The organism is Pedococcus sp. P1_H8 (assembly GCF_056405175.1).
The window spans coordinates 137,439-161,980 of the sequence record NZ_JBFUCP010000005.1 but is presented as its reverse complement, the minus strand read 5'-3'; the positions used below and the strand labels follow the sequence as shown (position 1 = coordinate 161,980).

The 24,542-nt window shown below is 70.6% G+C and carries 22 protein-coding genes; 18 read left to right on the top strand and 4 right to left on the bottom strand.

The genetic code is table 11. The annotated features are described in order from the left end of the window. Window positions 1-6 precede the first annotated feature (6 nt). Window positions 7-768 carry an ABC transporter permease gene (locus tag AC1DYG_RS09565; RefSeq protein ID WP_477639629.1) on the top strand — a complete coding sequence of 254 codons (762 nt, stop codon included), beginning with the start codon at window positions 7-9 and terminating at the stop codon, window positions 766-768. Here the strand turns inward: AC1DYG_RS09565 and AC1DYG_RS09560 are convergent. The 3 genes from AC1DYG_RS09560 to AC1DYG_RS09550 are packed head-to-tail and all read right to left on the bottom strand — an operon-like array spanning window position 765 to window position 5,414. Then, the gene (locus AC1DYG_RS09560) at window positions 765-3,143 is read right to left on the bottom strand and encodes a transglutaminase TgpA family protein (RefSeq protein ID WP_477639628.1); all 2,379 of its coding nucleotides are present in this window, start codon (window positions 3,141-3,143) and stop codon (window positions 765-767) included. The two genes, AC1DYG_RS09565 and AC1DYG_RS09560, sit on opposite strands and share 4 nt — an antisense overlap. After that, window positions 3,140-4,402 carry a DUF58 domain-containing protein gene (locus AC1DYG_RS09555; RefSeq protein ID WP_477639627.1) on the bottom strand — a complete coding sequence of 421 codons (1,263 nt, stop codon included), beginning with the start codon at window positions 4,400-4,402 and terminating at the stop codon, window positions 3,140-3,142. The genes AC1DYG_RS09560 and AC1DYG_RS09555 overlap by 4 nt, the downstream gene beginning before the upstream one ends. Window positions 4,403-4,412: 10 nt before the next feature. Next, window positions 4,413-5,414: an AAA family ATPase gene (locus tag AC1DYG_RS09550; protein ID WP_477618810.1), complete on the bottom strand. Its 1,002-nt coding sequence runs from the start codon at window positions 5,412-5,414 to the stop codon at window positions 4,413-4,415. 439 nt (window positions 5,415-5,853) lie between these two features. Between AC1DYG_RS09550 and mraZ the strand changes: the two genes are divergently transcribed. The 3 genes from mraZ to ftsL all read left to right on the top strand — a co-directional run bounded on the left by mraZ (window position 5,854) and on the right by ftsL (window position 8,157). Next, window positions 5,854-6,285, top strand: a complete 432-nt coding sequence (gene mraZ, locus AC1DYG_RS09545) for a division/cell wall cluster transcriptional repressor MraZ (RefSeq protein ID WP_477613318.1) — start codon at window positions 5,854-5,856, stop codon at window positions 6,283-6,285. 211 nt (window positions 6,286-6,496) lie between these two features. Beyond that, window positions 6,497-7,489 (top strand): 16S rRNA (cytosine(1402)-N(4))-methyltransferase RsmH, encoded by a 993-nt coding sequence (rsmH, locus tag AC1DYG_RS09540; protein ID WP_477639626.1) that lies wholly within the window; start codon window positions 6,497-6,499, stop codon window positions 7,487-7,489. A 74-nt stretch (window positions 7,490-7,563) separates the two neighbouring features. Beyond that, entirely contained in the window at window positions 7,564-8,157 is a 594-nt protein-coding gene (gene ftsL / locus AC1DYG_RS09535; protein WP_477639625.1) for a cell division protein FtsL, read from the top strand. A gap of 20 nt (window positions 8,158-8,177) precedes the next feature. Here the strand turns inward: ftsL and AC1DYG_RS09530 are convergent, their stop codons facing one another. Further along, window positions 8,178-8,549 carry a hypothetical protein gene (locus tag AC1DYG_RS09530; RefSeq protein WP_477639624.1) on the bottom strand — a complete coding sequence of 124 codons (372 nt, stop codon included), beginning with the start codon at window positions 8,547-8,549 and terminating at the stop codon, window positions 8,178-8,180. On the opposite strand from AC1DYG_RS09530, the gene AC1DYG_RS09525 reads away from it, so the two are divergent. From AC1DYG_RS09525 to AC1DYG_RS09460, 14 genes are all read left to right on the top strand, one after another. Then, the gene (locus AC1DYG_RS09525) at window positions 8,518-10,302 is read left to right on the top strand and encodes a peptidoglycan D,D-transpeptidase FtsI family protein (RefSeq protein WP_477639623.1); all 1,785 of its coding nucleotides are present in this window, start codon (window positions 8,518-8,520) and stop codon (window positions 10,300-10,302) included. The two genes, AC1DYG_RS09530 and AC1DYG_RS09525, sit on opposite strands and share 32 nt — an antisense overlap. A gap of 17 nt (window positions 10,303-10,319) precedes the next feature. After that, window positions 10,320-11,894 carry a UDP-N-acetylmuramoyl-L-alanyl-D-glutamate--2,6-diaminopimelate ligase gene (locus AC1DYG_RS09520; protein ID WP_477639622.1) on the top strand — a complete coding sequence of 525 codons (1,575 nt, stop codon included), beginning with the start codon at window positions 10,320-10,322 and terminating at the stop codon, window positions 11,892-11,894. Continuing rightward, complete coding sequence (locus AC1DYG_RS09515) at window positions 11,891-13,339, top strand: UDP-N-acetylmuramoyl-tripeptide--D-alanyl-D-alanine ligase (protein ID WP_477639621.1); 1,449 nt, start codon at window positions 11,891-11,893, stop codon at window positions 13,337-13,339. The genes AC1DYG_RS09520 and AC1DYG_RS09515 overlap by 4 nt, the downstream gene beginning before the upstream one ends. Continuing rightward, window positions 13,336-14,418: a phospho-N-acetylmuramoyl-pentapeptide-transferase gene (gene mraY, locus AC1DYG_RS09510; protein ID WP_477639620.1), complete on the top strand. Its 1,083-nt coding sequence runs from the start codon at window positions 13,336-13,338 to the stop codon at window positions 14,416-14,418. Before AC1DYG_RS09515 ends, mraY begins: the two co-directional genes overlap by 4 nt. An 11-nt stretch (window positions 14,419-14,429) precedes the next feature. Continuing rightward, a complete protein-coding gene (gene murD / locus AC1DYG_RS09505; protein ID WP_477639643.1) occupies window positions 14,430-15,947 on the top strand; it encodes a UDP-N-acetylmuramoyl-L-alanine--D-glutamate ligase in 1,518 nt (505 codons plus the stop codon). A 2-nt stretch (window positions 15,948-15,949) separates the two neighbouring features. Beyond that, the gene (gene ftsW / locus AC1DYG_RS09500) at window positions 15,950-17,245 is read left to right on the top strand and encodes a putative lipid II flippase FtsW (protein WP_477639619.1); all 1,296 of its coding nucleotides are present in this window, start codon (window positions 15,950-15,952) and stop codon (window positions 17,243-17,245) included. Beyond that, window positions 17,245-18,363: an undecaprenyldiphospho-muramoylpentapeptide beta-N-acetylglucosaminyltransferase gene (gene murG, locus AC1DYG_RS09495; RefSeq protein ID WP_477639618.1), complete on the top strand. Its 1,119-nt coding sequence runs from the start codon at window positions 17,245-17,247 to the stop codon at window positions 18,361-18,363. Before ftsW ends, murG begins: the two co-directional genes overlap by 1 nt. After that, the gene (gene murC / locus AC1DYG_RS09490; protein WP_477639617.1) at window positions 18,360-19,796 is read left to right on the top strand and encodes a UDP-N-acetylmuramate--L-alanine ligase; all 1,437 of its coding nucleotides are present in this window, start codon (window positions 18,360-18,362) and stop codon (window positions 19,794-19,796) included. The genes murG and murC overlap by 4 nt, the downstream gene beginning before the upstream one ends. Next, window positions 19,793-20,554, top strand: a complete 762-nt coding sequence (locus AC1DYG_RS09485; RefSeq protein ID WP_477639616.1) for a cell division protein FtsQ/DivIB — start codon at window positions 19,793-19,795, stop codon at window positions 20,552-20,554. The genes murC and AC1DYG_RS09485 overlap by 4 nt, the downstream gene beginning before the upstream one ends. A 312-nt stretch (window positions 20,555-20,866) precedes the next feature. Beyond that, window positions 20,867-22,102 carry a cell division protein FtsZ gene (ftsZ, locus tag AC1DYG_RS09480; protein WP_477639615.1) on the top strand — a complete coding sequence of 412 codons (1,236 nt, stop codon included), beginning with the start codon at window positions 20,867-20,869 and terminating at the stop codon, window positions 22,100-22,102. A gap of 82 nt (window positions 22,103-22,184) precedes the next feature. Continuing rightward, window positions 22,185-22,910 (top strand): peptidoglycan editing factor PgeF, encoded by a 726-nt coding sequence (gene pgeF, locus AC1DYG_RS09475; RefSeq protein WP_477639614.1) that lies wholly within the window; start codon window positions 22,185-22,187, stop codon window positions 22,908-22,910. After that, on the top strand, window positions 22,907-23,614 hold the full coding sequence (locus AC1DYG_RS09470) for a YggS family pyridoxal phosphate-dependent enzyme (RefSeq protein ID WP_477639613.1): 708 nt from the start codon (window positions 22,907-22,909) through the stop codon (window positions 23,612-23,614). The genes pgeF and AC1DYG_RS09470 overlap by 4 nt, the downstream gene beginning before the upstream one ends. Window positions 23,615-23,697: 83 nt before the next feature. Then, complete coding sequence (locus AC1DYG_RS09465) at window positions 23,698-24,177, top strand: cell division protein SepF (RefSeq protein ID WP_477639612.1); 480 nt, start codon at window positions 23,698-23,700, stop codon at window positions 24,175-24,177. Between the two features lie 42 nt (window positions 24,178-24,219). After that, window positions 24,220-24,507, top strand: coding sequence for a YggT family protein (locus tag AC1DYG_RS09460; protein WP_477639611.1), 288 nt, complete (start codon window positions 24,220-24,222; stop codon window positions 24,505-24,507). The last annotated feature ends 35 nt before the right edge of the window (window positions 24,508-24,542 follow it).

Sequence of the window (24,542 nt, the reverse complement as noted above, 5' to 3'; positions counted from 1 at the left end):
GCACCGATGACAACGCACTTCCTCGGCGACACGGCCGTTCTGCTCGGACGGTCACTGCGCCACATCACCCGCAGCCTGGACACCATCATCACGACGACGGTCATGCCGATCGCCTTCATGCTGCTGTTCGTCTACGTGTTCGGCGGCGCGATCAGGTCAGGGTCGGACTCGTACGTCAACTACCTGCTGCCGGGCATCCTGCTCATCACCATCGCCTCGGGTATCGCCTACACCGCGTTCCGGCTCTTCCTCGACATGTCGGGCGGCATCTTCGAACGGTTCCAGTCGATGCCGATCGCCCGGTCGTCCGTGCTGTGGGCGCACGTGCTGACCTCGCTGGTCGCCAACCTGGTCTCGGTCGTGGTGGTCGTGCTCGTCGCGCTGCTCATGGGCTTCCGCTCGGGGGCGGGCGTGCTGGCCTGGCTCGCGGTCGCGGCGATCCTGGTGCTCTTCACCCTGGCGTTGACGTGGATCGCCGTCATCCCCGGTCTGTCCGCGACCTCCGCGGACGGGGCGAGCGCGTTCTCCTACCCGCTCATCTTCCTGCCGTTCATCAGCTCGGCGTTCGTGCCCACCGACACGATGCCCGGCCCGGTACGCGCCTTCGCCGAGCACCAGCCGGTGACGTCCATCGTCAACGCCATCCGTGACCTGTTCGCCCAGCAACCGGTGGACGCCGACCTCTGGATCGCCCTCGCCTGGTGCGTCGCCATCCTCGTCGTCGCCTACGCCTTCGCCATGGTCACCTACCGGCGCAAGATCTCCTAGCCGCGGCGGTCGGCGCGCCAGTCCTGGAAGCGATCCAGGGGTCGGCGCAGGAGTCGTCCCACCGAGGCACGGCGCTCGCGCCACTCGATCAGGCCGTCGGTGGGCCACCAGGCGGCGCGGAGCCGGTCCTTGCGTCGGCGCACACCGGAGACTGCCTTGACGACCGTGTGGGTGTCGGCCCGGATGTCGGAGATGGTCGCTCCGGGTGGTGCGTACCGCGAGCGTTCCACTCCGGAGACGACGCGGTTGAGTGCCTCGGTCTGCTCCCCCTCGAGGTAGGCCTCGCGCTGGTAGAAGCGACCGGCCTGACGCGGGGTGCTACCCCGTGGCGGGATGACGCCGAGGTCGCCGATCCGTTCGATCATGGCCTGCCACTCGATCTCCACGCGGGTCGACTCGTCGGGAGCGTGTCGCAGCCGGCGCCGGAGCCGGCCGCGTGCGGCGAGGGGTACGGCGAGCGACCCGAGGATCCCGCCGAGCAGCCCGAGCACGATCCACAACACGGTGGCCCGGGTGCGGGATCCGAACCAGCCGCCGAAGTCGGAGCCGCTGCCGTTGGTGTTGGCCGGATCCGTCGCACCCGGGTCGTTGCGGTCGCCGGGACGGGTGGCGCTGGGGGTGGCGCCGCCGGTGGCCGTGTTGGTGGCGGGGTTGTCGCTGCCGGGGGTCGTCGGGGCGAGCGAGTAGGACGGGGCGACGGTGTTCTGCGTGCCCGAGGGGGTTGGTTCGAACCGTAGCCAGCCGATGCCGTCGAAGAAGAGCTCGGGCCACGCGTGCGCGTCGGACGAGCGGACCGTGTAGGTGCCGCGGTCGGCGGTGCCCGGCAGGAACCCGATCGCCATCCGGGCCGGTATCCCGGCTTCGCGGGCCATCATGACCATGGCAGTGGCGAACTGCACGCAGTAGCCGACCTTCGAACGCAGGAAGAGGGTGATCGCGTCGGGCCTCTCCTCCTGGCCGGACTCGTTCTTGACGGTGGTCGGCAGCTTGAGGGAATAGGTGAAGCCGCCGTCCGCCCGGAGGTACTTCTGGATGGCGCGGGCTGCCTCGATGCGCGAGGCGTTCTGCGGCACGATGTCGCCGACCAGCTGGCTGACGATCTCCTGCGAGGCGGGGTCGACCTGCAGGTCGTCCCGCAAGAGGCTGCCGCTGGCCCCTTGGCGGCTCTGGGCCAGCGACTGCTGGGTCGGGTTCAGCGCGAGGTAGGAGAAGCTGTAGGAGCGCACGGCCCGGGTGACCGCGGCGACCGAGGTGTTGCGGTCCAGGCCCCACGTGGCGCGGCCCAGGTCGGCTGACACCAGGGGTGTCGGCGCGGCGATCTGGGGAGCTTCGAGACGGGAGTCCTCGACGGACATGCGATAGGTCTCCCGCGGGACGTCGGGAGCGAGGTCGGGCGGCGGATCGAGGGTGGTGCGACGGCCGTAGTCGACGTCGTCGGGGCCTGGTCGCCAGTTGTCGGAGATGTACGTGTCGAGCACCCCGACGCGCAGCGGTGTCAGGATCGCGGCATTGGTCGTGTAGCTCAGGACCGGTGCCTTGGACGGGCTGCTCAGGCTCTTGGTGAGGTCGAGGGTCGACTTGAGCCCGATCTGGCCGTCGCTGAAGCCGGTGGCACCGCTGGACCGACCCAGGCCGTCGATGAGGTAGCGCGTCGGGAAGTGGGGGATGACCACGGGCACCACGATGGCGGCCGCCAGCCCGGCGACAGCCAGGGTCCGGCCCACGGCGGCATATCCGTAGGCGCCGTCGCGGTCGTCGGCGTTGCGCCGGCCCGTCGTGCTCATGGGCACCGTGGTGCTCCACCTTCGCAGCGAGGCGATGCCTTGGCGTCCGAGCATCAGCAGCCACAGGCCGCCCGCCGCGACGAAGAACATCGGGTGCAGGGAGTCCCCGGAGTTGGAGGCGGAGATCAGGAAGGCGGTGAGCAGTGGAAGGCCGGCCAGTGCGGGGGAGCGGCGCATGACGGCCAGGTGGTCGACGACCATGGCCACGACGCCGATCGCGAGGCCGATCGCCAGGGTGATGCCGCGGTTGGTCGGGGCGGGCGCGGCATAGTTCTTGATCGTCTCGCGCGCCTCGACGAGCAGGTTGTTGAAGGCCAGCACCAGGTCGGGCGTGGGCAGCGCGTGCCAGAGGTGGCCGCGGCCGAAGACCCATCCCGCGGTCAGCACGACTCCCACCAGCTGGGCTGCCGCGATGGCGACCCAGGAACTGGTGAGCATCCGGAAGGCGATCCCGATGACGACCACGGCGAACACCATGACCAGCATGGGGCGGATCCACGTGTTCGGTGTGAACAAGGTGGTGAGGGGCCAGGCCACGACAGCGGAGGCGGCCCCGGCGATCAGGGAGTCTGCGACGCGACCGCGGCTCATGCGACACCCACCCGACTCGTCGTGCCGGACAGGACGCTCCAGACGGAGGGAAGGTCGTCGCCGGCGCCCACGACCGCCACTGCCCACCCCGCGCCCCGCAGCACCGGCACGCAGGCGAGCTCGTCGGCGGTCACCGCACGGTGGCGCCGGGTCGTCGTGAAGCCGTCCGGGTCCAGCACGATGGCCAGGGCCGTGCCGCCGGGCTGGCGCAGCGAGGCGACCCGACGGGCCAGCTCCTCGTCGAGGTCGGTCACCACGGCGATGATCAGTCCGCCGGGCGCGGTCACCGGGTGCGCGGCCTGGAGCACGTCGCCGAACTGGTCGTCCGGCCCGGTCTCGGCCATGGCGAGGACGTCCAGGAGCGGGTCGACCTCCATCGCTGTGGCGGCCCGGCTGTCATCGGCGGTCTCGTCGCTGATGAGGTGCACGGCATACCCCTGGTCGAGGAGATGGGCGGCGACGGAGGCGCACGCGGTCACGGCCCACTCGAACGAGCCCGAGGTGCCCGAGCCGTGGTGACCTCGGGCTCGGGAGTCGAGCACGATCGCCGCACGACGACGCGCCGGACGGTCCTCCTGACGGACCATCAGCTCACCCGTCTTGGCAGTAGCCGGCCAGTGGATCCGGCGCAGGTCGTCGCCGTCCCGGTAGGAGCGGATGGAGACGTCGTCCTCGCCGTGGAGGGCGACCATGTGCGGGATGGCGCCCTCGGCTCCCACTCCGCTGCCCGGGGGCTGGCCGCCCCCCAGGGGGACGATCTTGGGCAGGACGAGGATGTCGCTGGATCCGGAGATCGCGGCCACCCGGGTGCTCAGGCCGAAGGGGTCCCGAAGGCGGACGCCGAGGGGGCCGAGCCGGTGGCGGCCCCGGACGTGCGAGCGCACCGAGTAGTGCACCTCCTGGCGGTCCCCACGGCGCAGCCTCGGCACGACGAACCGCGGCCGGTCACCCAGGGCGTAGTCCAACTGCTCCTCGGCCATCAGCAGGGGACTGGCGGCACCCCCGGCGTTCTCGATGCCCAGCGTGACCAGCGACTGCTCGTCGACCTGGATCCGCCCCGGCACGGCGGTGCGCTCGAGGGCGAACCGCAGGTCGTGGCGACGCATGAGCAGCCCACTGAGCAGCGGCAGCGCCACGAGCAGCACGCCGATGCGGGTGAGGTCGGTGAACCCGAGCCCGGTTCCGCACAGCACCAACGTGATTCCCGCAGCGACGAACGCCCTCCCGCGGGTGGTGAGCAGGTCGCGAACCCGACGCACGACGAGTGCCTCAGCGGCCGGCAGCCGGGACCGGCACGCGGCGCATGAGGTCCTGCAACACCTCGCCGGTGCTGCGTCGGGCCAACTGCGTCTCGCCGGTGGGGATGATGCGGTGGGCGAGGACCGGGAGCACGATCGCCTGCACGTCGTCGGGCAGCACGTGGTCGCGGCCCTCCAGTGCCGCGTGGGCGCGGGCGGCACGCAGCATGTGCAGGCTCGCCCGGGGGGAGGCGCCCAGCCGCAGGGCCGAGCTGGACCGGGTGGCCGCCGACAGGTCGACGACGTACTGCTTGATGGCGTCGCTGGTGAAGACCGACCGGACCGCCCGCACCATGGCCGAGACGGTCGCGGCGTCGGTGACCGGGCTGAGGGTCTCGAGCGGAGAGACCTGGCCATGGCTGTCGAGCATCGCCACCTCGGCGCGCGCCGAGGGGTAGCCGAGGGAGATGCGCGCCATGAAGCGGTCGCGCTGTGCCTCGGGAAGGGGATAGGTCCCCTCCATCTCGATGGGGTTCTGGGTGGCCATCACGATGAACGGCTTGGGGAGGTCGTAGGTCTGGCCGTCGACGGTCACCTGACCCTCCTCCATCGACTCCAGCAGGGCCGACTGCGTCTTGGGAGAGGCGCGGTTGATCTCGTCACCCACGACGACATTGGCAAAGATCGCGCCCGGACGGAACTCGAAGTCACGCACGTCCTGGTTGAACACGCTGACGCCGGTGATGTCGCTCGGCAGCAGGTCGGGCGTGAACTGCACCCGTCGGACCGAGCAGTCGATCGACCGCGCGAGCGTCTTGGCCAGCATCGTCTTGCCGACCCCGGGGACGTCCTCGAGGAGCAGGTGCCCCTCGGCGAGCAGCACGGTGATGGCGGTGTGCACGACGTCCGGCTTGCCCTCGATCACCGAGTTGATGGCGCGGGCGAGCCGCCCGGCTACCTCGGTGACCTGCCCCAGTGACGCGGGCGATCCCGCGGGGAGTGAGAGCAACGTGTCCGGCTTCGTCGTGCCCACGGGTGTCGGCCTTGCCTGGTCTTCGTGCCTGCCTTGCACCGGCTGTCCTTCCGTCGTCCCCAAGGCCGCCACGCTGCGCCCCTCCGGGTGGTCGATCGATCTTCCCCCACATCGCACCACCAAAGAAGGGGTTTATGCCGTCTCGTGACCTCGCGAGTCGGCTGCACGGGGTCGTTCGTCACCGCGGCAAGGGCGGATCGGTGTCCCCTGGCCGCGGTGATCCCTCGTTCGGGGGTCGGCGCGTGGCCTGATCGCACCCCGGTGACGAGATATCGTCAAACATGCACCACTTTCCACCACCGATGTGACCTGCAGAAATATCGCGATTGGATCGCAAATTGTGGCGAAAGTGAGGTAGGGACGGCTCATGGTGGAGTAAAGTGGGGGAAACCAGAGGGCCGTGGGGTCCTTGGACGGGTCGGCAGGGGAGGTGGGCGTGATGTTTCTCGGTACGCACAGCCCCCGCCTCGACGACAAGGGCCGGCTGTTCCTCCCCGCGAAGTTCCGCGAGCGGATGTCCGACGGCCTGGTCGTGACCCGGGGCCAGGAGCGCTGCCTCTACGTCTTCCCGATGGACGAGTTCCTCAAGGTGACCCAGCAGATGCAGGCCGCTCCGACCACGAGCAAGGCCGTCCGTGACTTCACCCGCGTCTTCCTGTCCGGCGCCTCCGACGAGGTGCCCGACAAGCAGGGCCGGGTCACGATCCCCGCCAACCTGCGGGCCTACGCGGGCCTGACCCGCGAGTGCACCGTCATCGGTGCAGGGTCCCGGGTCGAGGTCTGGGACACCGACAGCTGGAACACCTACCTCGAGAGCACCGAGCAGGGCTTCTCCGACCAGTCCGAGGAGGTCATCCCCGGACTTCTCTGACCCCCGAGCGTTTCCCACCGCCAGCCCCCTGGAGCCAGGTCTCCAGCCGCTTCGCATCCCGGGACGACTTCCCCCGTCCCGGGCCGCATCCCTTGAAGCGGATGGAGACCTGACTGCAGGGCCACCAGCACCACCGCACCACCGCACTCAGCACCGCCAGCACCCGCACCACCGCCACCGCAGCACCAGCACCGTCCCGCAGGAGATGTCGATGAACGCACGAGGAATGGCCGCCGACCGGCACATTCCCGTGCTCCGCGACCGCATCGTCGAACTGCTCGCCCCAGCCCTCACCGAGCCAGGAGCGGTCTACCTCGACGGCACCCTCGGGATGGGCGGGCACGCCGAAGCGATCCTCGAGCGCTGTCCCCAGGCGCACGTCGTGGGCATCGACCGCGACCAGGAGGCGCTGGCGCTGGCCGCCGAACGCCTCGCTCCGTATGCCGCGCAGGTCACCTTCGTCCACGCCGTGTACGACGAGGTGCCGCGGGCCCTCGCCGAGGCCGGGGTCGACCACGTCGACGCCTCCCTCTATGACCTCGGCGTCTCCTCGCTCCAGCTCGACGAGACCGACCGCGGCTTCTCCTACAGCCAGGACGCCCCACTGGACATGCGCATGGACCAGTCCAGCGGCCCGACCGCGGCCGAGGTGCTCAACACCTACGACGCAGCGGCGCTCGAGACGGTGCTGCGTGACTTCGGCGAGGAGCGGTTCGCGCGCAAGATCGCCGGCGCCATCGTCCGCGAGCGTGAGGAGGCGCCGTTCACCACCTCGGGTCGTCTCGTCGAGCTGCTCAAGAAGGTCGTCCCGGCCGCCTCCCAGAAGAGCGGCGGCCACCCGGGCAAGCGCACCTTCCAGGCCCTGCGGATCGAGGTCAACGCCGAGCTCTCCGTGTGGGCCGCCGCGCTGCCGCGCGCAGTGGATGCCCTTGCGGTCGGCGGACGCATCGCCGTCCTGTCCTACCACTCGCTCGAGGACCGCATCACCAAGCGCGAGCTCTCGGCCGGCGCCAAGGGGAGCAGCCCCCAAGGCCTGCCGGTGGAGCTGCCCGAGCACGCGGCATACCTGCGGTTGCTCACCCGCGGCGCCGAGGAGGCCAGCCCTGCTGAGCAGGCCGCCAACCCCCGATCCGCCTCGGTGCGCCTGCGCGCCGCCGAGCGCACCCGACCCACTGTCGTCACCACGAAGGGAACCCACCGATGAGCCAGCAGACTGCGACCGCGAGGGTCGCATCTCGGGCACCCGCCAGAAGGGTCGCGCCCCCGCAGCCCCTGAGGGTGGTTCCCGCGGCCGTCGGGCACCCGGGCAACGGCGTGTTCGCCGCACTGTGCATGACCCTGCTCTGCGCCGGGCTGTTCGGCCTGCTCATGCTCAACACCGCGATGGCCGAGGGGTCGTTCACGCTGCACAACCTGCAGTCCACCTCGGGTGAGCTCGCCGACACCCAGGACGCCCTGACCCAGGCCATCGACGCCCAGCGCAGCCCGGCCAACCTCGCGGCCCGGGCCACCCGGCTCGGCATGGTGCCGGCCGACTCCGCCGCGTTCCTGCGCCTCTCGGACGGCAAGGTCCTCGGCGTGGCGAAGCCGGCCACCAAGGACGGCGGCTTTACCGTGGTGACGGCTCCACAGGCGCCGTCGGCGAAGTCCGGTCCCGCCCGGAGCAGCAGCCCGGCGGCGACCGTCACGAAGAAGGGGGATGTGACGACGACGACCGTGGTGGTCACCAAGCCGGACGGCTCGGTCGTGACCACCGTGACCAGCGTCAACGCCAGGACCGCGACCACCACGAGCACGACGACGACCAAGGCCCCGCCGAAGAAGCCCGCCACCAAGTCGACGCCGAACGGCACCCCCACCAAGGCCCCCTAGTACCCCACCCACGAACGAGCTCAGACCCACCGACCACCAGGACAGGACGCGAGGTACCCAGTGACGCAGACCCGAGGCAGTCGCCCCGGAGCCACGCGCCCCACTGCGTCCCCGGGTGCTCGAGCAGGGGCGCCGCATCCCAAGGCCGGGCGGCCACGGTCGAGCTCCGCCGTGAAGCCCTCGTCGAAGTCGTCGTCGAAGTCGCACTCGCGGCAGCCTCCGCCCGCCCGCCCCGCGCGCCCCGCGAAGGCTGCGAAGCCGGGCTCCCCCCCGACGAAACGACCCCCCGCGCCGCCGCGTCCGCCGGCCCGTCGCAAGGTCAGCCTCGGCGCGTCCAGTCCGCGTCGGCGGATGCGGAGCATGACGATCGCGGTGCTCTTCGTCTTCAGCATCTTCGGCGCGCAGCTGTTGCGGTTGCAGGGTTTTGACGCCTCGGCGGTGTCCAGGAACGCGCAGTCTTCGCGCACGGCGACCATTGCGCTGCCGGCCATGCGCGGCTCGATCACCGACCGCAACGGCACGATCCTCGCCTCCAGCATCGAGCGACGCACCGTGACCGTCGACCAGACCGCCGTGCCGCAGTACGTCAAGACCGTGGACGGCGTGCGCAGCAAGGTCGGGGTGGCCGGTGCCGCCCACGACCTCTCGCCCCTGCTCGGGATCTCGGTCGACACCCTCACCGCGGCGCTCACGGGCACCGCCAAGTACCGCGTGCTGCAGAAGAACGTCACGCCGCTCAACTGGCGCAAGATCTCCGAGCTGGGCATCAACGGCATCTACTCCGAGGCCACCTCGGACCGCGTCTACCCCACCGCGACAGCCTCTTCGGCGCTGGTCGGTTTCGTGCAGTCAGACGGCACCGCCGGTGCCGGCCTCGAGGTCCTCATGGACAAGACCCTCAAGGGCAAGTCCGGCAAGACCATCTTCGAGCAGTCCCAGGACGGTCGGCCGATCCCGAACGCGCGGCAGGAGACCATCAGCCCGGTGCCGGGTCGGGAGGTCCAGCTCACCATCGACTCCGACCTGCAGTGGTTCGCCCAGAACGCCGTGGCCCAGAAGGTCATCCAGACCCAGGCCCTGTCAGGCACCGTCGTCGTGGAGAACGTCAAGACGGGCGAGCTGCTGGCCGTCGCGTCCTACCCGACCTTCGACCCGAACCAGCCCGGACAGTCGAGCGAGAACTGGACCAACAAGGCCTTCAACGACGTCTACGAGCCCGGCTCCACCGGCAAGGTGATGACCGCCGCGGCCGCCCTCGAAGAGGGCGTGGTGACGCCGTCCGACGTGGTCGAGGTCCCCAACCGGATCCACCGTGCGGGCACGGAGTTCAAGGACAGCCACGACCACCCCACCGAGTACCTCACGTTCGCGGGGGTTCTCGCGCAGTCCAGCAACATCGGCACAATCCTGGCCGGCGAGAAGGTCAAGGCGGCGACGATGTACGACTACTTCACGAAGTTCGGCCTCGGGCACACCTCGGGGATGGGGTTCCCTGGTGAGGGTCCCGGTCTGCTGACCAACGTCAAGGACTGGAGCGGGTCGCAGCGCTACACCGTGCTGTTCGGCCAGGGGTTGTCGGTCAACGCACTCCAGGCAGCCGGTGTCTTCCAGACGATCGCCAACGACGGTGTGCGCATCCCCCCGCGGATCGTGGCTGCGACGGGCGACGGCAAGGGCGGGTTCACCCCGGCTCCCCAGTCCGAACCGGTCAAGGTCGTCTCACCCGCGACCGCCAAGCAGGTGCGCGACATGCTCGAAGGTGTCGTCACCAAGGAGGGCACGGCGCCGGAAGCCAAGATCGCCGGCTACCGCGTGGCTGGCAAGACGGGCACCGCCGACCGCTACGACGCGAGGGTCGGCGGCTACTCGGGCAAGACCTCCAGCTTCATCGGCTTCGCCCCGGCGGATGACCCGGAGATCGTCGTGGCAGTGACCCTGCAACGGCCGATCAAGGGCTACTTCGGCGGCGTGGTGGCCGGTCCGGTGTTCCACGACGTCATGACCTACGCGCTGCAGGAGCTGCAGATCCCGCCCACGGGCACCGCGTCGCCGGTGACCACGATCCGCCCCGAGAAGGTCCCGGCCGCCAGCGACCTGAGCGTCATCCGCGACCGCAAGGCGGGCGCGTCCAGCGCCTCCCGCTGAGGGTAGGCTCGCTGTCCGTGCCATCCCCCCGTCCGTCGTCCCCGCAGGCGACCCCGCTCTCCGCCGTGGCCTCCCTCGTCGGGGGAGCGCTGGTCGGTGAGAACCGCCGGGTCACGGGGGTGAGCCTGTCGTCGCAGGACGTCGTGCCGGGAGACCTCTACGCAGCCCTTCCCGGCGCCAACGCCCACGGGGCTCGGTATGCCGCGGGGGCGCGGGAAGCGGGCGCGGCCGCCGTCCTCACGGACGAGGCAGGGCTCGAGCTCCTCGACGCCGAGGGGGTCGACCTGCCCCGCGTCGTCGTCGAGCAGCCACGCAGCGTCGTCGGCCGCGCGGCCTCCCTCGTCTACGGCACGGGCAGTCTCCCGATGCGGATGTACGGCGTGACGGGGACCAACGGGAAGACCACGACGGCCTACCTCATCAACTCGGCCCTGACGGCCCTTCGCCACACCACCGGCCTGATCGGCACCGTCGAGACGCGGATCGGTGACGAGCGGGTCAAGAGTGTCCGCACGACGCCTGAGGCGACCGTGCTCCACGCACTGCTCGCGGTGATGATCGAGCGCTCCATCGACTCCTGTGTCATGGAGGTGTCGAGCCACGCCCTGAGCCAGCACCGGGTGGACGGCGTGGTCTACGACGTCGCGCTGTTCACCAACCTCTCGCAGGACCACCTCGACTTCCACCCCACGATGCGTGACTACTTCCTGGCCAAGGCAGAGCTGTTCACCCCGGAGCGCTCCCGGCGCGCGATCGTGTGCGTCGACGACGAGTGGGGTCAGGAGCTGAGCACGCTGGCCACCGTGCCCGTCACGACGCTGACCTCGATGGCCGACGTGGACGCCGACTGGCGGGTCGTCGCGGGGGAGCACGATCCTTCCGCGTTCACCCTGTCCGACGGGGTGACGACTCTCCACCTGCGATCGGCCCTGCCCGGCGACTTCAACCGCGTCAACACGGCGATGGCGGCCCTGGCGCTGGTGGCCGGGGGGATCGAGCCGCAGGATGCCGAGCGCGCCCTCCTGGTCGACCCGCACGTCCCCGGCCGGATGGAGCGTGTGGACGTCGAGGTCGTCACCCCTGCCCAGCTCGACCTGCCACTCGTCGTCGTGGACTACGCGCACAGCCCCGACGCGGTGGCCGCGGCCCTCAAGGCGTTGCGTCCCCAGACCGCCGGCGCCCTCGTCGTCGTCCTCGGCGCGGGAGGCGACCGCGACCGCGGCAAGCGCGGCGCCATGGGGGCGGCCGCCGCGTCGAACGCCGACCTGGTCGTCGTGACGGACGACAACCCCCGCTCCGAGGACCCCGCGGCGATCCGCGCCGCGGTGCTCGACGGGGCGAGGGGGCTCGAGACCGCCACTCCGGTGGTGCTGCGCGAGGTCGCCGGTCGCGCGCAGGCCATCGCCGAGGCGGTCCGTGCCGCTCACGACGCCGGACCCGGGAGCGTGGTCGCCGTCGTCGGCAAGGGCCACGAGACGGGGCAGGAGATCGCGGGGACCGTGCACCCGTTCGACGACCGGGCCGAGGCGCGTCACGCCCTGGAAGCACTGTTCGCGAAGGCCGATGGCCCCCAGGGTGGTGGCAGTCGATGATCCCTTTGTCGCTCAAGGAGATTGCCGAGATCACGGGCGGCCGGCTCGAGGGTCTGGACGACGCCGCGGCTGCCGCAGTCGTCATCGACGGCCCGGTCGTCACCGACTCGCGCGAGGCGGGACCGGGTGGGCTCTACATCGCCCGCATCGGCGAACAGATGGACGGCCACCAGTTCGTGTCCTCCGCCGCTGCGCTCGGGGCCGCGGCCGCGATGACGACGAGACCGGTGGAGGGCCTGCCGTGCGTCGTGGTCGAGGACATCCAGGCCGGACTGGCCTCGCTCGCGCGGGCGGTCGTCGACAGGCATCCGGACCTCACGGTCATCGGCATCACGGGTTCCTCGGGCAAGACCTCGACCAAGGACCTGCTCGCCAGCGTCCTGTCCAGCGCGGCGCCGACCGTGGCCCCGGTGGGCTCCCTGAACTCCGAGGTCGGTGTGCCGCTGACCGTGTTTCGCGTCACGGCGCAGACCCGGTTCCTCGTCGTCGAGATGGGTGCCCGCGGGGTGGGGCACATCGAGTACCTCACGCGAATCGCCCCGCCCAGCATCGGGATCGAGCTCAACGTCGGGACCGCGCACGTGGGGGAGTTCGGTTCCCGCGAGGCCATCGCTGTCGCGAAGGCCGAACTCGTCCAGGCCCTGCCACCTGGCGGGCTCGCGGTCCTGAACGCCGACGACCCGGTCGTCCGCGCCATGGCATCGCAGACCACTGCCCGGGTGCGGTTCGTCGGCACGGCACCCGAGGCCGACGTCCGGGCGACCGACATCACCCTCGACGAGCGGGGTCGACCGTCGTTCGCGGTGACCACACCCGAGGGCGGCGCCCGGGTCACCCTCCCCTTGCATGGCGAGCACCACGTGGGCAACGCCCTGGCCGTCGTCGCGACGGCGCTCGAGTGCGGGTTGGCCCTCACCGAAGTCGTTGCCGCCCTGGCGACCGCCGTGCCGGCGTCACGCTGGCGGATGGAGGTCACCGAACGACCCGACGGCGTGACCGTCGTCAACGACGCCTACAACGCGAACCCGGACTCGATGCGAGCGGCACTCAAGGCCCTGGTGGCGATGGGCGGCGGCCGGGGCCGCGACGACACCACGCCGGCACGCCGCACCTGGGCCGTCCTCGGGTCGATGCTCGAGCTCGGCGAGGACTCGACCACGGAGCACGACGCCATCGGACGTCTCGCGGTGAGACTCAACATCTCCCGGCTCGTGGTGGTGGGTGACACCGCCCGCCCGATGGCGACCGGAGCCCAGCACGAGGGGTCCTGGGGCGACGAGGCCGTGTGGGTGCCGGATGCGGACGCCGCCTACGATCTGCTGGCCGAAGAACTTCGGCCAGGTGACGTCGTGTTGTTCAAGTCCAGCCGTGATGCCGGACTACGGTGGCTCGGAGACAGACTGGCCGGTACTGGCGCAGCCAACAGCGAGGAGGGCACGACGTGAAGGCGGTGCTGCTCGCGGCCGTCATCTCCCTCGTGGGCGCGCTGTTCGGCACGCCGATGTTCATCAAGTTCCTCGTCCGCCGTGGCTACGGCCAGTTCATCCGCGACGACGGCCCGACCTCGCACCACACCAAGCGCGGGACGCCCACCATGGGTGGCGCGGTCATCATCGGCTCCAGCCTCGCGGCCTACGGTCTCGCGCACCTGCTCACCGGCACCCCGCTGACCTGGAGCGGCGTGCTCGTCCTGTTCCTCATGGCAGGGCTGGGGCTCGTCGGGTTCCTCGACGACTACATCAAGATCTCCAAGCAGCGCAGCCTCGGCCTGCGGTCCCGTGAGAAGCTCATCGGCCAGACCCTGGTCGCCGTCGTCTTCGCCGTGCTGGTGCTGCAGTTCCCCAACAGCAAGAACCGCACCCCCGGGTCGACCCACATCTCGTTCGTCCGAGACACCGGGTTCGACCTGGCCTTCGCCGGCACGCTGCTCGGGCTGATCCTGTTCATCATCTGGGCCAACATCATGATTGCCGGCACGTCCAACGGGGTGAACCTCACCGACGGACTCGACGGCCTGGCCACCGGGGCCTCCGTCATGGTCTTCGCCGCCTACGTCCTCATCGGCATCTGGCAGGGCAACCAGAACTGCCAGACCACCCCCGGTCTCAAGTGCTACGAGGTGCGTGACTCCCGAGACCTTGCCGTCGTGGCCGCCGCGGCCATGGGGGCGTGCTTCGGGTTCCTGTGGTGGAACGCGTCCCCGGCCAAGATCTTCATGGGTGACACCGGCTCCCTGGCCCTCGGTGGACTGCTCGCCGGACTGGCGATCACCACCCGCACCGAACTGCTCGTCGTCATCCTCGGCGGACTGTTCGTCGCGATCACGCTCTCGGTCATCATCCAGGTCGGCTCGTTCAAGCTGACCGGCAAACGGGTCTTCCGCATGGCGCCGCTGCAGCACCACTTCGAGCTGCTCGGCTGGAACGAAGTCACCATCGTCATCAGGTTCTGGATCATCGCGGGGCTGTTCGTCGCCCTCGGCCTCGGCCTGTTCTACGCAGAGTGGGTCGTGGGCGCGGCGTGAGCACCGGACCGATCTCGGGTCCCGGCAGTGGCAGCAACGGCGCCGTCGGCGGGCGGCTCGACGGCCTGACGAGTGCCTCGGCCGACTGGAGCGGGCTCGACGTCCTCGTCGCCGGTGTCGGCGTGAGCGGCTTCGCCGCGGCCGACGCACTCCACGAGCGCGGCGCGCGAGTGGTCGCGGTCGACGGGGGAGACGCCGAGGGCAACACCGCCCTCGGCGAGCGGGCCCGCATCCTCGACATCCTCGGCGTGGACGTGCGCCTCGGCCCCGACCACGTCGCGGGTATGCCGGAGGGCCGGCTTCCCGACCTCGTCGTCACCTCACCGGGGTGGCGCCCGGACCAGCCGCTGCTCCTGGCAGCCGCGCAGGCCGGCATACCCGTCTGGGGTGAGGTGGAGCTCGCCTGGCGGATGCGTGCGGAGGTCGGCCCGGCACCGTGGCTGACGATCACCGGCACCAACGGCAAGACGACCACGGTCACCATGCTCGCGTCGATGCTGAGGGCAGCGGGACTGCGCGCCACCGCTGCCGGCAACGTCGGCACCCCGATCCTCGAGGCGGTGCTGCACCCCGAGCCCTATGACGTGATCGCGGTGGAGCTGTCCAGCTTCCAGCTGCACTGGTCGGACTCGATCGCCCCCTACGCCTCGGCGTGCCTCAACGTCGCCCCTGACCACGTCGACTGGCACGGATCGATGGAGGAGTACCAGCGGGCCAAGGGCAAGGTCTATGCGCGGACCAAGGTCGCCTGCGTCTACAACGTGCAGGACCCCGTCACCGAACGGCTGGTCATGGATGCCGAGGTGCAGGAGGGCTGTCGCGCGATCGGGTTCACCCTCGGCACACCGGCGCTGTCGATGGTGGGCGTCGTCGACGACATCCTCGCCGACCGTGCCTTCGTCGAGCAGCGCAAGACCTCGGCCGCCGAGCTGGCCACCCTCGACGACGTCCGCGGCAGCGCCGCGACCCTGGCACCGCACAACCTGGCCAACGCCCTGGCGGCGGCGGCCCTGGCCCGGGCCTACGGCGTGGCCCCGCTGGCCGTCCGCGACGGACTGCGGGCCTTCACCCCCGACCCGCACCGCATCGCCGACTGCGGCGAGGTCGACGGGGTCCGCTATGTCGACGACTCCAAGGCGACGAACCCGCACGCGGCGGCCGCCTCGCTGCACGCCTTCGAGCACGTCGTCTGGATCGCCGGTGGGCTGCTCAAGGGCGCCGACGTCGACGACCTGGTCCGCGATGCGGCCGACCGGCTGCGCGGCGTCGTCCTCATCGGCGCGGACCGCGCCCGGCTCGCCGAGGCGTTGGGCCGACACGCGCCGGATGTCCCCGTCGTCGAGGTGTCGAGCACGGACACTGGAGTCATGGAGACCGTCGTCGCGAGCGCGGCCGAGCTGGCCCAGCCCGGCGACGTCGTGCTGCTCGCCCCGGCAGCGGCCTCGATGGACATGTTCCCCAACTACGGTGCCCGAGGCGATGCCTTCGCTGCGGCGGTCGCCCGCCACGCCGGGTCCGCGGGAGACTAGCCGTGAGCAGTGCCACCACCTCGCCCTCCAGGGCGCGGACCGCGTCGCACGCCTCCTCGAACCGCGCATCCTCGACCCAGGAGGAGGCCGGCCGGGTCGGCGGCTGGCTGCAGCGACTCGACTCGCCGGTCACGAGCTACTACGTCCTGCTCAGCGTGACCGTCGTGCTCGTCGTCATCGGCCTGATCATGGTCCTGTCCGCCTCGTCGGTGAAGTCGCTGGTCCAGACCGACAACGCCACGCCCTATGTCTTCTTCCGCAAACAGCTCCAGTTCGCAGCCATGGGAGCGATCGCCATGATCGTCGCCGTGCGCATCCCCCCACGGGCCTGGAAGGCGTTGGCCGTGCCGATCCTGGTCGGCTCGCTGCTGCTGCAGCTGCTCGTCTTCACGCCGCTGGGCGTGTCCGTCAACGGCAACCGCAACTGGCTGGCCATGGGCCCGATCACCCTGCAGCCCTCCGAGTTCGCCAAGATCGGGCTGATCCTCGTGGGTGCCACCGTCCTCACCGCCAAGCGCAGGCTGCTGGGCCAGCTGCGACACGTCCTCATCCCGTTCCTCGTCCCGGTCGCGGCAGGGACGATCGGCCTCGTCCTGCTCGGTCACGACCTCGGTACGGTCATGGTGATGGGCGGGATAGTCGCCGGACTGTTGTTCGCCGCGGGAGTGCCGCGCCGGATGTTCGTCTACGGCTGCTCGCTGTTCGCTGCCCTCGCCGTGACCATGGTGGTGACGAGCCCCAACCGGCTGGCCCGGTTCGACGTCTGGCTGGGCAAGGACACCAACGAGTACGGCGCCTACCGCCAGCCACTGCACGGCCGCTACGCCCTCGCCGACGGTGGCTGGTGGGGAGTCGGCCTCGGCGCCAGCCGTGAGAAGTGGCAGTGGTTGCCCGAGGCCCACAACGACTTCATCTTCGCGATCCTCGGCGAGGAGCTCGGCCTTCCCGGCACCTTGGTGCTGCTCGGCCTGTTCTGCGCCCTCGCCCTGGTCTGCTACCGGATCGTGCTGCGCACCGACGACATCTTCGTGCGGGTCGCCACCGCTGGTGTGATGGCGTGGATCGTGGTCCAGGCCATCATCAACATCGGTGCCGTGATCGGGCTCCTCCCGGTGATCGGCGTGCCGCTGCCGCTCGTCTCCTACGGCGGCTCGTCGCTCATGACCACGATGTTCGCCCTGGGCATGCTGTTGTCCTTTGCCCGCAAGGAACCAGGCTGTTCCGAGGCGCTGTCGGCCAAGCCGTCCGTGGTGCGTCGCTCGCTCGCGGTCCTGCCAAGACGTCGGGGACGTCGCTGATGTCTGCTGAGACCACCCCGACGTCGGTGCTGCTGGCCGGTGGCGGGACGGCTGGTCACGTGTCGCCCCTCCTGGCCCTCGCCGACTGTCTGCGCCGGCGTGACCCCGAGGTCGTGATCACGGCTCTCGGCACCGAGTCGGGCCTCGAGGCAAGGCTGGTCCCCGACCGTGGGTACTCGTTGATGACGGTGCCCAAGGTGCCGCTGCCCCGCAGGCCGTCCGGTGACCTGCTCCGCCTCCCGGGCAACCTGCGCGCCGCAGTCGCGGCCGCCGAGCGGGCCATCGAGCAGTCCGGTGCGCAAGTGGTCGTCGGCTTCGGTGGCTACGTCTCGACCCCTGCCTACCTCGCCGCCCGCCGCCGACACGTCCCGATCGTCGTGCACGAGCAGAACGCCCGCCCCGGCCTGGCCAACCGAGTCGGCGCCCGGATGACCCGGTTCGTGGCCACGACGTTCGCGAGCACCCGGCTGGCCCACGCGACCGCGATCGGCATGCCGCTGCGCCGCGAGATCGCCCAGCTCGACCGCATCGCGGTGCGCCCGGAGGCCCTGGCCCACTTCGGGCTGGAGGCCACCTGGCCGACCGTGCTCGTCACCGGCGGGTCGCKGGGCGCCCMGCGGCTCAACACGACGTTCGAGGCCAGGGCCGCGACGCTGCGGGCGGCCGGGGTGCAGGTGCTGCACCTCACGGGAGCAGGCAAGGAGTTCGTCGTCGACAACAGCGGGACCGGCGCGCCCTACGTCGTCGCCCCCTATGCCGACCGGATGGACCTCGCGTATGCCGCGGCCGACCTCGTCGTCGCCCGCGCCGGCGCCAACACCGTCTGTGAGCTGACCGCCGTGGGACTGCCTGCGGTCTACGTCCCGCTGCCGATCGGCAACGGGGAACAGCGGTTCAACGCCGCTGACGTCGTGGCTGCGGGTGGCGGCCTGCTGGTCGATGATGCGGCGCTCACACCGGGCTGGGTCGACGACACCCTGGTGCCGCTCGTGTCGGACCGCGCCCGGCTGGACGCGATGGCGGCAGCCTCGGCGGCCACGGGGGAGCGGGGCGCTGACGAGCTCCTGGCCGACCTGGTGGTCGCTGCCTTCACGGATTCCCTTGCGGGGCAACGATGAACGGCACCAACGAACGCTTCGACTTCACCGAGCCCGTTCCTCCACTGGGCGACCTCGGCTCCATCCACTTCATCGCCATCGGAGGCGCTGGCATGTCCGGCGTGGCGCGGGTGATGCTGGCCCGAGGGTGTGCGGTCAGCGGCTCCGACGCCAAGCATTCCCCGGTGCTGGCGGCCCTGGCCGCAGAAGGCGCGGACGTCCACGTCGGCCACGACGCGGCATACGTCGAGGGCAAGGACACCGTCGTCATCTCCTCGGCGATCCGCGAGTCCAACATCGAGCTAGCGGCCGCCCGCGCGGCGGGCCTGCGCGTCCTCCACCGTTCCCAGGCCCTCGCGAGCACCATGGCGGACTCGCGACGTGTGGCCGTCGCAGGCGCCAACGGCAAGACCACGACGACGTCGATGCTGACGGTCGCGCTCCAGCACTGCGGCGTCGACCCGTCCTTCGCTGCCGGCGGCGAGCTCGCCAAGCACGGCACCAACGCGCACTGGGGCACCGGCGAGGTGTTCGTCGCGGAGGCCGACGAGAGCGACGGCTCGTTCCTCGTCTACCGTCCCGAGGTCGCTGTCGTGACCAACGTGCAGCCCGACCACCTCGACTTCTACGGCACGTTCGAGCGGGTCCAGGAGGCCTACGCCGCCTTCGCGGCGACCCTCGTCGAGGGCGGCCTGCTCGTCGCCTGCCAGGACGACCAGGGGTCCCGCGAGCTGGCCGAGGCGGCGCGAGCCGCGGGCACCCGGGTGCTGACCTACGGCTGGTCGAGCGACGCCGACGTCGTCCTGCGCGACGAGGTCTTCCGCGGGCTCATGGGTCGGGTCACGGTCACCGGGCCCGACGGCGTCCCGCGCAACCTGCGGATCAACATCCCCGGTCGACACAACCTGCTCAACGCCGCCGCCGCCTACACCGTCGCCGTCGACGGCCTCGGCCAGGACCCCACCCGCGTGCTCGACGGGCTGTTCGGCTTCACCGGCACCCGTCGTCGGTTCGAGCCCAAGGGCTCGGCGGCCGGAGTCTCGGTCGTCGACGACTACGCCCACAACCCCGGCAAGGTCGCGGCCGTCGTGGGCACGGGCGCGGACCTCGCAGGCGAGGGGCGGCTGGTCGTCGTCTTCCAGCCGCACCTCTACTCGCGCACGCGGGACTTCGCCCGCGAGTTCGCGGCAGCGCTGCTGCCCGCCGACGTGGTCGTCCTCATGGACATCTACGCAGCCCGGGAGGACCCCATGCCGGGAGTGTCCTCCCAGCTCGTCGCGGACGCGCTGCGTGAGCTGCGTCCGGACGCGGATGTCACCGTCATCCCCTCCTGGTCGGCTGTGGCCGAGCACGTCGCGGGTCGGACCCGCGAGGGCGACCTCGTCATCACGGTGGGTGCCGGGGACGTGACGATGATCGGGCCCGAGATCCTGCGCGCCCTCGGTCAGGCATGAGCCGTCATCCCGGGTCCGCCGGACGGGTGGGCCGCACCGGCCTCGCGTCGTCCCGTGCGCGGTTCCAGCGCCGAGCCCACGAGGTGCGCCAGCGCCCCCTGCGACTGCTCGCGTATGCCGCCGCGAGCCTCGCGGTCGTGGTGCTCCTCGGGTGGGTGGTCGGGTTCAGCCCGGTCCTCGCCGTCCGCCACGTCGAGGTGGTCGGGGTCCCCGAAGCCGAGGTCGCGGCCATCAGGGCCATGGCGATGGTGCCGCTGGGGGAGCCCTTGGCGCGGGTCGACAGTGGCGCCGTGGCCGCCCGCGTGGCCGAGCGGGCCACCGTGGCAGATGTCTCGATCGAACGGTCCTGGCCCAGCACCCTGGTCATCCACGCCAGTCCCCGGCAACCGTTCCTCGTCGTCAAGAACCCTCAAGGTCAACTACAGGTTGTGGATGAGACGGGGGTTGCCTATGCCCAGGTCAGCACCCCTCCGCGCGGGGTTCCGACGGTGAACGCCGCCACGACTGCCGCCCTGTCTCGCGACGCCCTCGCAGCGGCCGTGAGCGTCCTGAAGGTACTCCCCGCGGCGACGCAGAAGCGGGTCACCAACATCACCGTCAGCAGCGCCAACCTGGTCACGCTGAGGATCGGCCGGACGTCCGTGGTCTGGGGCGGGATCGACGAACCGGAGCGCAAGGTGGCGATCATGACGGCGCTGCTCAAGTCGCACCCGAAGCTGATCGATGTCAGTGCTCCGAGCACGCCCGTCACCCGCTGAGGGGGACCCCCGCAGCCCGTGTCACACTGTGACCTGTGGGGCTGAAGTGACGGGTGTGACAGACCATCCGACAGCCCTCCGGAAAACTGCTGAATCGGGTGAATCTGTGCTGCGACACGCGGTCGATCAGGTTGCCTGCGACCCATGTGACGCATAGCGTCGGCGACACCGAAACGTAGGCATTTGGACGTGGACGAGGGTAACCCTCAACGTGACGTTTAGACACCGCGATCGGTCGGCGAGCACCACCACGGACTCGTCACCACCCAGCGACGACCACCACCGAGCACCGCATTCAGGAAGGCCCACGCCGTGGCAGCACCACAGAACTACCTGGCCGTCATCAAGGTCGTCGGCATCGGCGGAGGCGGCGTCAACGCCATCAACCGCATGATCGAGGTCGGCCTCAAGGGCGTCGAGTTCATCGCCGTCAACACTGACGCCCAGGCGCTGCTGATGAGCGACGCCGACGTCAAGCTCGACATCGGCCGCGAGCTCACCCGTGGCCTCGGTGCGGGCGCCGACCCCGAGGTCGGCAAGAAGGCCGCCGAGGACCACGCGGAGGAGATCGAGGAGGTCCTCAAGGGCGCCGACATGGTCTTCGTCACCGCGGGTGAGGGTGGCGGCACCGGCACCGGTGGGGCGCCGGTGGTCGCCAAGATCGCCAGGGGGCTCGGTGCGCTGACCATCGGTGTGGTGACGCGTCCGTTCACCTTCGAGGGACGTCGTCGCGCCAACCAGGCCGAGACCGGCATCGCCAACCTGCGCGAAGAGGTCGACACCCTGATCGTCATCCCCAACGACCGGCTGCTGTCGATCAGCGACCGCACCGTCAGCATGCTCGACGCCTTCCGCTCGGCCGACCAGGTGCTGCTGTCCGGTGTCCAGGGCATCACCGACCTCATCACGACGCCGGGACTGATCAACCTCGACTTCGCCGACGTCAAGTCCGTCATGCAGGGCGCCGGCTCCGCCCTCATGGGCATCGGCTCCTCGCGGGGCGACGACAGGGCAGTCCAGGCCGCCGAGCTCGCCATCTCCAGCCCCCTGCTCGAGGCCAGCATCGACGGGGCCCACGGGGTGCTCCTGTCCATCCAGGGCGGTAGCGACCTCGGGCTCTTCGAGATCAACGAGGCCGCCCGACTGGTGCAGGAAGCTGCCCACCCCGAGGCCAACATCATCTTCGGCGCCGTGATCGACGACGCCCTCGGCGACGAGGTGCGGGTCACCGTGATCGCCGCGGGCTTTGACGGCGGCGCCCCCCTCAAGCGCGAGAACGACCGCGCGATCGGACAGATCCAGGGCTCCTCCCGCCCGGCCCAGCAGCCGGCGACCCCGGCCGCACCCGCCGCCGCGGCTCCGCCGGCCGCCGAGCCGCCGAGGTTCGAGCCCTCCGCGCCGCCGGCCCCGTCGCGCGACGCCCCCGTCCAGACGTCGGAGGCCGCACCGGTCGAGCCCGCCGCCCAGCGCGAACCCGCTGGTCGCCCGCCACGGACGGTCACCTTCGATGAGGGCGACGACCTGGACGTGCCGGACTTCCTGAAGTAGCGACACCCGCAGTAGCGACACGCTGAGACCACGCCGACAGGGGCGCCGGACGACTCCGGCGCCCCTGTCGTAGGTTGGGGCGGTGTTCTACTGGCGCGCACACACCGGTCCCGTGCAATGGGCCTTCACCGACCGCGAGGGTGGCGTCAGCGGCGGCGACTTCCACTCCCTCAATCTCGGTGGACACGTGGGAGACGATGTGGAGGCCGTCGAGGAGAATCGGAATCGGGTCGCGAAATCCGTTGGGATTCAACGCGATCGCCTGTTGTTCATGCAGCAGTGCCATGGCAACGAGGTCATCGTCGTCGACGGGGAGTGGGGCTCGGACGGCCCGCCCCCGGCTGACGGGCTGGTGACCGCCACCCCGGGTTTGGCCCTCGCAGTGCTCGTGGCCGACTGCACCCCGGTGCTGCTGGCCGACCCTGCTGCCGGCGTCGTGGCAGCCGTGCATGCCGGTCGGCCCGGGATGATGTCGCGCATCGTCGGGTCCGCGGTGCAGCAGATGCGCGACCTCGGTGCCCGTGACATCAGCGCCGTGGTCGGACCGTCGGTCTGCGGACGGTGCTACGAGGTTCCGGAGCAGATGCGCGAGGCCGCGGCGCACGTGGCGCCCGAGTCGTCCGCGAGGTCGTGGTCCGGCACTCCGGCCATCGATGTCGCGACGGGGGTTGTCGCCCAGCTGATTGCCCACGGTGTCGGGGTGCAGTGGGTCCCGGGGTGTGCCCGCGAGGACCAGCGGCTCTTCTCCTACCGCAGGGACGGGCGCACCGGTCGCTTCGCCGGGGTCGTCGTGGCCGGGGTCGCGTGAGCAGCGACGAGGGGCGTCGCGCCGAGCTCGCCGACAACCTTGCCCGGGTCCGCGAGCGGATCGACGCTGCCTGTGCCCGGGCTGGACGGGACCCCTCGGAGGTCACGCTGATCGCGGTGACCAAGTTCTTCCCCGCCAGCGACATCGAGCTCCTGGTGGAGCTCGGCATCACGGCGATCGGCGAGAACCGCGACCAGGAGGCCTCGGTCAAGGTGTCCGAGCTGGCCCGGCGACAGGACGTGCAGGTGCACTTCATCGGTCGGCTCCAGACCAACAAGGCGGGGTCGGTCGTGTCCTATGCCGACGTCGTGCAGTCGGTCGACCGTCCCAAGCTCGTCGCAGCCCTCGATCGCGCGGCCGCCGCCCGTGGTGTGCGTCCGGCTGTCCTGGTCCAGGTCTCCCTCGACGACCCCCCCGACCGGGGTGGGGTCGCGCCGCAGGATGCCGACACCCTGGCCGACGAGGTGGCCGGCTGCGACCACCTCGACCTGCGCGGGGTGATGGCGGTCGCGCCGCTCGGGGCCGACCCCGAGGCGGCGTTCGCGCGCCTGCGCTCGGTCGCACGCCGCATACAAAGGGCTCATCCTGGGGCGACCTGGATCTCCGCGGGGATGAGTGGTGACCTCGAGGCAGCTGTGGCGCACGGAGCGACACACCTGCGTGTCGGGAGCGCAATCCTCGGTTCTCGGCAGTCACACCGGTAACTTCTGTTGCGAAGACGGCGATGACGTGGACCAGGCGTGATCGTGAACGGACAGTAGGCACTGAACCCAAAGGGAGCTCGCACATGGCTGGGGCGCTGCGCAAGACGATGGTGTACCTCGGGCTCGCCGAGGATGACGAGCGCTACGACGGTTACGACGAGTACGACTACGACGAGCCCTCCCGTCAGGAGGCCCCGGCAGAGCGCTCGGCCGCCGTCACCCCGCTGCCGCAGCGCACGCCCGTGGCCCGGGTCGTCCGCGACGTCGAGGTGGGTGCGCTGAACCGCATCACCACGATCCACCCGCGCACCTACAACGAGGCCAAGAACATCGGCGAGAGCTTCCGCGACGGAACGCCGGTCATCATGAACCTCTCGGACATGGACGACTCGGACGCCAAGCGCCTGGTCGACTTCGCGGCCGGCCTGGTCTTCGGCCTGCACGGGCAGATCGAGCGGGTCACCTCCAAGGTGTTCCTGCTGTCGCCGGCCCACGTCGAGGTCTCGGCGGAGGAGGGCCCCGCAGCCCCCACCGCTGCCCGCGGCCTGTTCAACCAGAGCTGACCCACACAGCCCACGCCAAGCCTCCCATGGCAGGGTGAGCCCATGCTGCTGGGTCAGAACATCGTCGCGAGCACGATCCGCTTCGCCCTCTTCCTCTTCTTCGTGATCCTGCTGGGGCGCCTCGTCCTCGACTGGGTGCAGGCCTTCGCCCGAGACTGGCGCCCGCGCGGCCCGCTGCTGGTCGTCGCCGAGTTCGTCTACACGATCACGGACCCGCCGCTCAAGGCCCTGCGCAAGGTGATCCCGCCGCTGACGCTGGGCACCCTGCGCCTCGATCTGGCGTTCCTGGTCCTGATGCTGCTGACCAGTCTTTCGTTGAGCCTGCTCTAGTCGACCACTTTGCGACGAGCCTCATTCTGTCGGCG

Bases quoted from the DNA above. Each gene is read 5' to 3' on its own strand.
- AC1DYG_RS09515 (WP_477639621.1), top strand. From the start codon at position 11,891: ATGATCCCTTTGTCGCTCAAGGAGATTGCCGAGATCACGGGCGGCCGG.
- AC1DYG_RS09460 (WP_477639611.1), top strand. From the start codon at position 24,220: ATGCTGCTGGGTCAGAACATCGTCGCGAGCACGATCCGCTTCGCCCTC.
- AC1DYG_RS09465 (WP_477639612.1), top strand. From the start codon at position 23,698: ATGGCTGGGGCGCTGCGCAAGACGATGGTGTACCTCGGGCTCGCCGAG.
- AC1DYG_RS09560 (WP_477639628.1), bottom strand. From the start codon at position 3,143: ATGAGCCGCGGTCGCGTCGCAGACTCCCTGATCGCCGGGGCCGCCTCC.
- rsmH (WP_477639626.1), top strand. From the start codon at position 6,497: ATGAACGCACGAGGAATGGCCGCCGACCGGCACATTCCCGTGCTCCGC.
- mraZ (WP_477613318.1), top strand. From the start codon at position 5,854: ATGTTTCTCGGTACGCACAGCCCCCGCCTCGACGACAAGGGCCGGCTG.
- murC (WP_477639617.1), top strand. From the start codon at position 18,360: ATGAACGGCACCAACGAACGCTTCGACTTCACCGAGCCCGTTCCTCCA.
- AC1DYG_RS09485 (WP_477639616.1), top strand. From the start codon at position 19,793: ATGAGCCGTCATCCCGGGTCCGCCGGACGGGTGGGCCGCACCGGCCTC.
- AC1DYG_RS09525 (WP_477639623.1), top strand. From the start codon at position 8,518: ATGACGATCGCGGTGCTCTTCGTCTTCAGCATCTTCGGCGCGCAGCTG.
- AC1DYG_RS09565 (WP_477639629.1), top strand. From the start codon at position 7: ATGACAACGCACTTCCTCGGCGACACGGCCGTTCTGCTCGGACGGTCA.
- AC1DYG_RS09530 (WP_477639624.1), bottom strand. From the start codon at position 8,549: ATGCTGAAGACGAAGAGCACCGCGATCGTCATGCTCCGCATCCGCCGA.